The sequence below is a fragment of the Pantoea sp. Cy-640 genome (assembly GCF_011752635.1).
GTDB classification, from domain to species: domain Bacteria; phylum Pseudomonadota; class Gammaproteobacteria; order Enterobacterales; family Enterobacteriaceae; genus Pantoea; species Pantoea dispersa.
Window position 1 is genome coordinate 1 of the sequence record NZ_VWXB01000033.1, and the last position, 241, is coordinate 241.

The 241-nt window shown below is 60.6% G+C and carries 1 rRNA gene; it reads left to right on the plus strand.

The features are described 5' to 3' along the window. Positions 1-128 precede the first annotated feature (128 nt). A 5S ribosomal RNA gene (rrf, locus tag F3J36_RS24060) occupies positions 129-241 on the plus strand; the annotation flags it as partial.

Sequence of the window (241 nt, forward strand, 5' to 3'; positions counted from 1 at the left end):
GATTTTGCGCTGAGGCGAGGCGGCAAGCGAAGGAAAGGAAGGAGCATACACGAGTATGTGACTGACTTTGCGAGCGCGGCCAACGCGGCATCAGTGCGAAAGACGCGGGACAGGGCACAAAGAATTTGCCTGGCGGCAACAGCGCGGTGGTCCCACCTGACCCCATGCCGAACTCAGAAGTGAAACGCCGTAGCGCCGATGGTAGTGTGGGGCCTCCCCATGCGAGAGTAGGGAACTGCCA